The sequence below is a fragment of the Kribbella sp. genome (assembly GCF_035687465.1).
In the GTDB taxonomy this organism is placed as follows: domain Bacteria; phylum Actinomycetota; class Actinomycetes; order Propionibacteriales; family Kribbellaceae; genus Kribbella.
The window spans coordinates 1-5,964 of sequence record NZ_DASRXP010000213.1 but is presented as its reverse complement, the minus strand read 5'-3'; the positions used below and the strand labels follow the sequence as shown (position 1 = coordinate 5,964).

General features: G+C 66.4%; 7 protein-coding genes. 4 read left to right on the top strand and 3 right to left on the bottom strand.

Annotated elements, in window-relative coordinates:
• Together VFG33_RS10720 and VFG33_RS10715 are read left to right on the top strand one after the other, a co-directional pair.
• The coding region (locus tag VFG33_RS10720; RefSeq protein WP_325025050.1) for a type IV secretory system conjugative DNA transfer family protein at positions 1 to 1,551 on the top strand (1,551 nt) is incomplete at its 5' end.
• Positions 1,548 to 1,934 carry a hypothetical protein gene (locus VFG33_RS10715; RefSeq protein ID WP_325025048.1) on the top strand — a complete coding sequence of 129 codons (387 nt, stop codon included), beginning with the start codon at positions 1,548 to 1,550 and terminating at the stop codon, positions 1,932 to 1,934. The genes VFG33_RS10720 and VFG33_RS10715, both read left to right, overlap by 4 nt.
• Positions 1,935 to 2,177: 243 nt before the next feature.
• Here the strand turns inward: VFG33_RS10715 and VFG33_RS10710 are convergent, their stop codons facing one another.
• Positions 2,178 to 2,870, bottom strand: coding sequence for an SRPBCC family protein (locus VFG33_RS10710; RefSeq protein ID WP_325025046.1), 693 nt, complete (start codon positions 2,868 to 2,870; stop codon positions 2,178 to 2,180).
• A gap of 39 nt (positions 2,871 to 2,909) precedes the next feature.
• Here VFG33_RS10710 and VFG33_RS10705 point away from each other — a divergent pair, with 39 nt between their 5' ends.
• Together VFG33_RS10705 and VFG33_RS10700 are read left to right on the top strand one after the other, a co-directional pair.
• Positions 2,910 to 3,596, top strand: a complete 687-nt coding sequence (locus VFG33_RS10705; RefSeq protein WP_325025044.1) for an NAD(P)-dependent oxidoreductase — start codon at positions 2,910 to 2,912, stop codon at positions 3,594 to 3,596.
• Between the two features lie 63 nt (positions 3,597 to 3,659).
• Positions 3,660 to 4,028 (top strand): hypothetical protein, encoded by a 369-nt coding sequence (locus tag VFG33_RS10700; protein WP_325025042.1) that lies wholly within the window; start codon positions 3,660 to 3,662, stop codon positions 4,026 to 4,028.
• A gap of 153 nt (positions 4,029 to 4,181) precedes the next feature.
• Here the strand turns inward: VFG33_RS10700 and VFG33_RS10695 are convergent, their stop codons facing one another.
• Both VFG33_RS10695 and VFG33_RS10690 read right to left on the bottom strand, forming a co-directional pair.
• Positions 4,182 to 4,613, bottom strand: a complete 432-nt coding sequence (locus tag VFG33_RS10695) for a hypothetical protein (RefSeq protein WP_325025040.1) — start codon at positions 4,611 to 4,613, stop codon at positions 4,182 to 4,184.
• Positions 4,614 to 4,752: 139 nt separating this feature from the next.
• A complete protein-coding gene (locus tag VFG33_RS10690) occupies positions 4,753 to 5,859 on the bottom strand; it encodes a flavin-containing monooxygenase (protein WP_325025038.1) in 1,107 nt (368 codons plus the stop codon).
• Positions 5,860 to 5,964: the final 105 nt, after the last annotated feature.

The following is a 5,964-nucleotide window of genomic DNA, read 5'->3' as shown; positions in this document are numbered from 1 at the left end:
CGCAACCCTGTCGTGTACTGGTTCGTTGTTGCCCTGCTGATCAGTGCGCCGATCAGTGGACTGATCGCAGTACGTCGGCTCTGGCACGGCCAGAGGCGCGGAGACACCGGACGTGCGAAGTCGTTAGCCGCGCGGCCGGGCCTGGCAACCCGGGCCGACGTCGACGCCGCGGTCGGGCGTCGACAGGTCGTACGTCGTGGCCGCTCCGCCCGGCCCCTGGCAGGAACAACCTCACCCAACGACGTCGGCAACCTCCTCGGTACTTCGCGCGGTCGCGAATGCTGGGCCTCCGTCGAAGACTCCCAGATCGTCGTCGGTCCACCCCGCTCTGGCAAAGGGCTCCACCAGATCATTGGCGCCATCATCGACGCTCCCGGCGCCGTCGTAACTACCTCCACTCGCCCGGACAACCTCGCCGCAACTCTCGAACTCCGCCGCGCCACCCGCCCGGTCGCCATCTTCGACCCCCAGAACCTTGGCAACGTACAGGGCATCCGCTGGTCACCAGTCCGCGGCTGTGAGAATCCCACCACCGCCATGGTCCGCGCCAGCGGCCTCGCCGCTGGTGCGGGCTTCACCAAGGGAGGCGTCACCGACGGCGCCTTCTGGCACGGCCAAACCGAGATGGCGCTCCGCGGTCTCCTCCACGCAGCCGCCATAGACAACTGCGGCATCAGCCAGCTGTACCGCTGGGGCCTCGAACCAGCCTCGGCCATCGAAGCCGTCACCATCCTCAACCGTTCCGCTGACGCCGCCGAGGGCTGGGGCGACACCCTCGACGGCATCGTCCGCATGGACGGCCGCACCCGCGACGCCATCTGGGCCGGCGTCCGCTCATCCCTGTCGGCTCTCGCCGACCCCGCCGTACGCGAAGCCTTCGATCCACCAGTCGGCGAAGGCCTTGACCCGAAGACCTTCATTCAGGATCGAGGCACCATCTACCTCCTCGGCACTGGCATCGGAGCCAGCGCCACCTCCGCCTTTATCGCCGCACTCCTCGAAGACATCACGGAGACAGCCCGCCAGCTCGCCGCGGGCAGCCGCGGCGGTCGCCTCGAACCACCACTCGCCCTCGTCCTCGATGAGATCGCCAATCTCTGCGCTGTTCCATCGCTGCCCTCCCTCATGGCCGACGGAGGCGGCTCCGGCATCTCCACTCTCGTTGTCATCCAATCGCTGGCCCAAGCCCGCGACCGCTGGGGTGAACAAGCTGCAGCAGCCATGTGGGACGCCGCCACCCTCCGCCTCATCCTCGGCGGCTCAGCCCAACCTCGCGACCTCCAAGACCTCGCTGCCGTCTGCGGCGACCGCGACGACGAAGTCCGCAACTGGAGCCGCAGCCCCGACGGCGGTCGCAGCCTCTCAACCAGTACTCGCCGTATGCCGATCCTCCCACCCGACGTACTCCGGACCCTCCCCTTCGGAACCGGTATCCTCCTCGCCCGAACCGCCCCACCCATCCTCCTGAACATGACCCCCTGGACAGCTCGCCCCGACGCCGACCAAATCCGCCACAGCATGAAGACCTGTACGGCGAGCAGGTCTTCATGACCAACAGAGACGAACTACTCAAGGCCCTCGACCTAGCAGGCACGACCCTCGACGACCCATCTGTCATCTGTTGGCGCGACCTCGAACCCTCAATCGCCGCAGACGAACTCGAACATCTGACCGACTGGGTCAACTGGATCAACCAGCGCTACCGCCTCGACCACAAGGTCGTCCCACCCTGCTGGGCTCAACATGGTTGCCTCGTTGAAGAACTCTCCGCCCTCCACACGTACTGGCAAGCCTGTTACCTCGAAGATGCCTCACCCGCCGACCCCGTCGGCTTCCACCGCGACCTGGACCTCGCGCTCCGCCGCCTCCGAGATTGGAGCTCCCGCCTCGGCTGTTCCCGAATAGCCCACCGATCTGAGTTTGGTGACTGCTGATGCCGACCGCAGGTCGATCGGCTCCTCACCAACAGCAGGTCACGCACATTTGATCCGCCCTTCACCCACCGGTCCGCCGACCCAGACGTCGGCGACGATCTCTAGCTGACCTCAATCGTGGAGGTTCGCCATTTGCTGTGGCTGGGAGTCGCACCGCGGCCGGGCGATCGTGCTCGTACGGGTTGCCTGGTCCAGCCGGCGCTGTAGGCGATGCCGGCCTGTTCCCCCGGTCGCGACCCAGAGTCAGTCGAGGGCCTCGATGCGTGTCTTCAGCCGGGCCATGTTTCGCTGCATCTCTTTGCGGGATTGCGGGCGGACGAGGAGCGGGACCAGCAGTTTGCCGATGCCGTGGCCTTCGAAGTCGAGGCTGATCGTGACGCTCGATCGGTTCGGGTCGGTGAGTGGTTCAACGGTGACGTCGACGGTCGCTCGGATCGGTCCGTCGGTGCCGTGGACCGCCCAACTGGAGGCCGGGTTGTATTTGGTGACGGTGGAGGTCACGTCACGCTCGGCGCCACCGATGTGGCGGGTGGTGCTGCACGTTTGACCCGACGGGTGCCTCGACCTCGACCTGCGACACGATGGCGGCCATCGCCTACGCAGGTTCGGCCGCGGTATCCGGTCGAGATCCCGGCCACTCAGCTCCGTACCACAACACGATCCCACCAGGCGCAGACAGTTTCCAGGTCTGTCTCCTTGTTGGTTGCCGCCGCGGCCCTCGCGGCAATTGTCTGCGCGGGCGGTGGCATAAACGGAAGCGGCTGCTCCGCTCCACGTATGGCGTCCCGCCGGTGGAAGTCGGCCGCCTCGGCGGCGATCACGGAGGATTGGTGGTCCCGTAGCTCCATGCTGCGCCGTACGAGTCTGGCTGTTGACGGACGGGCACCAGGCCTTCAGGCTCGAAATGGCGAGCCGTCGCCAGGGGAGGGGCACCATGAACGCCGTACAGGTCAGCGTTTCGAGGGGCCGCGGACGATGAGGGTCTGCATCATCGGCGCCTCAGGCAACCTCGGGCAGTACATGGTGCAGCATGCGCTGGATCGCGGTTACGAGGTGGTCGGCGTGTGCCGGTCGGAAAGCGTGGAGAAGCTCGACGCTTTCACAGGGCGCATCACCGTGGTTGCGGGAGCGACAGACAACGCCGATGTCGTCAAGCGGGCGGTCTCCGGCTGCGACGGGGTCCTGGTCGTGCTGGTCCCGCGAGGCGTTCACGGCTACTCAACCGGAACGGCCCAGGCGGTGCTCGATCATGCACCACCGGGCGCGCGTCTCGTGTTCTCGTCCGGATGGCACATCACACTCGACGGCCAGGACGTGTATTCGTGGAAGCTGAAGGCGATCGTGAAGGTGTTAGGTCCGCTGGCGCGTCTGGCCCGATTCGCCGACCTCGATGACCAGGTCGAGGCGTGCCGGCGAGTGTTCGCCAGCGACACACGGTGGACCGTTGTCCGCGGCAGCGACCTTGAGGAGGGCGAGAGCCAGGGCCTTCCCGTGTGGAGCCGGCACGTCGGCGATTCCGTTCTGCGGAGCAACCTCACACGTCGCGTGGACTTCGCCCTGTTCATGGTCGAGGCCCTTGAGAACGACGCACTCGTCCACGAGGCACCGGCGATCGTCGGCCGTCAGACCCCTTCAGCGCTCGCCCACGCAGGGAGCCATTGAGAGCCGGGATGTGCGTTCGAGCCCCGAAGGAAGAGAGTGAAAATCGGACCCACGGGAGAAGGCATGATCATGGATACGCAGGGCGACTGGATGGGTACCTCGCGTCGGATGTGGCTCTGGCCGGTGGCGATTCTGGTCGGCTTCCCGATCGGGGGGTACATCGCAGACCTGGTCGTGGACGGAGTTGATTCCGTGGGAGCGGCGCTCGCCGCGGGCTTCATCGCGGGCGCAATCATCGGCGGGGCAGAGTGGTTCGCTTTGCGGCGGTGGATCTCGTGGCTGTGGATCCCGGCGACGTGTGCGGGATTAGCTCTGGGTCTGGCTGCTGGAGCGGCTCTTGTCGACTACGGGATCGGTCGAGGCGACATTTTTAACCTGCGGCTCGGCTCAAGACATGCCGGACTGATGTCTCAAGACATCGCGAACAGCTGACCGAGCAGGGCCTGGACGCGGGTGCGGACACGATCGGTTGGCACTTGCAACACCACCGCCAATCGGTCGTGTCACGGGCCACGAATCAACCGGATCCTGGTCGTGCCGGCGCATTCGTCCGGGAACCGGCCAAGCGGGACCGCAGTCTCGTGGCTAGCGGTGGATTTGGAGTCCGGCGGCGATCTCGATTGCGATGATCGCGGCGGCGAGCCAGTCGACGGCGAGGCAGAACGGGGGCCACCATCGGGTGTTTGCAACGTAGTGAGTGCGGTGTTGCCAGAGGTCCTTGAACCCGTGGCCGATCAGGCCGCCGACGAGGAGCCACGCCGATCCGGTGACGCCTGCCGCGGCGACTACTACGAAGGCCCCGGCGACGGTGCTCTCGACGGCGATGACTGTTGGTCGTCCGTCGGCCACTGCGAAGCCGATGTAGACCGTTGCGATCAGGGCCAGGGAGAGGGCGTAGACGGTCGCTGCGTCGAGCCACCAGAAGCCGAGCGGCGACGCGGCCTGGATTGCCCCCCAGACGAGTCCCCAGGTGAGCGGGGCGCGCTCACTGGCGAATATCCTCCTGATTGTCGGCATCAGTGGCACCGTGTGGATGCCGAGCGTTGGCGGGCGACCATGCCTGCGAGCCAGGTCCTGGACGCTGGATCAGCGGGCCTGCGGCGGGTCGTTGTCATCGCCGCAAGCCGGTTTTTGGCTGCCAAGGTGCTGCCGGTGGTCATTGATGCGATGGTGACTGCGAGGTGTTGGCCGCATGGCCTGAGTTTCGCGCTTCATCTGTTCGTGTTGCGATCTGGTCCGCGAGGCAGGACGCGTCGGAGCCGACCCAGCCGAGCAGTGCGGAGGTTCTGGTGTGCTGCCAGGTCAGACCCAGCATGTACAGACCGGGGGATGGGGTGACGCCGCGCTGGTGCAGGATGCGTCCCTGTTCGTCTTTCACGCTGGGCACGTCGATCCAGGTGTGGTTTGCCTTGAACCCGGTCGCCCAAACCACGGCGTCGAACTCGGACGCGGCGCCGTCGGCGAAGGTCACGGTCCGACCGGTCGCCATCGTCGCGCGGGGACGGATACGGATGGCGTGTCGCTTGGCAAGTTGTCGCGGGCCGGTGCCGATCACCTGGTCTCGCTCGGCCAGGCGCTTTCCTAGCCGGGAGCCCGCGGTGACTCGGTCCAGCTTCAGCCTGCTTGCCCACCACCACACGTCGCGGCCCAACGGCCGCTGGGGGATTGTCGGGATACGTTGGCCGGCCGACAGTTCCACGGTGTGGGTGGCCGTGAGTTCCAGGGCTATCTGGCAGCCCGAGTTCGCGGCCCCTACTACCAGGACCTTTCCCGCCGGGAGGGTCTGAGGGTGGCGGTAGTCCACGCTGTGGATCTGGGGAAGGTCGGGATCGAGTCCCTTCGCGATCGGTGGGACGAACGGAGCTTGGAAGGGGCCGGTGGCAACCACCACCTGCCTTGCCTGCAAGGTGTTTCCCCCCGTCGTCGTCACGACGTACACCTCGTCGCTCCTGGTCAGCGATGCCACGGTCGTGTTCAGTTGTACGGGCAGCTGGAACCGTGTCGTGTAGGCCTGCAGGAAGTCTGCGACGTCGTCCTTGCCGGGGTAGGTGTCCCGCGCGGCGGGGAAGGGCATTCCTGGCAGGTTGTCGAACTGGGCCGGTGTGAACAGCTGCAGGGAATCCCATCGCGTGCGCCACGCGTCGCCGATCTCCGCGCCCGCGTCCACGATCAGGTAACGCTGCCCGCGCTCAGCCAGGTGGTAGCCCATCACCAGACCGGCCTGGCCGCCGCCGATCACCAGCACGTCCAAGACGTCTGTCATGACGGCACCGGCAGAGTCGCGGCGCCGTCACGCTGATTTTCCTCGGGCAGTCGCGCGACGTTGAAGCTGAACATCATTCCGCTCTCGGTGTGTTCGGCGATGTGG

What these genes read in the sequence shown, in the direction of transcription:
- VFG33_RS10715 (WP_325025048.1), top strand. Translation starts at nt 1,548, where the DNA reads ATGACCAACAGAGACGAACTACTCAAGGCCCTCGACCTAGCAGGCACG.
- VFG33_RS10710 (WP_325025046.1), bottom strand. Translation starts at nt 2,870, where the DNA reads ATGGTGCCCCTCCCCTGGCGACGGCTCGCCATTTCGAGCCTGAAGGCC.
- VFG33_RS10705 (WP_325025044.1), top strand. Translation starts at nt 2,910, where the DNA reads ATGAGGGTCTGCATCATCGGCGCCTCAGGCAACCTCGGGCAGTACATG.
- VFG33_RS10700 (WP_325025042.1), top strand. Translation starts at nt 3,660, where the DNA reads ATGATCATGGATACGCAGGGCGACTGGATGGGTACCTCGCGTCGGATG.
- VFG33_RS10695 (WP_325025040.1), bottom strand. Translation starts at nt 4,613, where the DNA reads ATGCCGACAATCAGGAGGATATTCGCCAGTGAGCGCGCCCCGCTCACC.
- VFG33_RS10690 (WP_325025038.1), bottom strand. Translation starts at nt 5,859, where the DNA reads ATGACAGACGTCTTGGACGTGCTGGTGATCGGCGGCGGCCAGGCCGGT.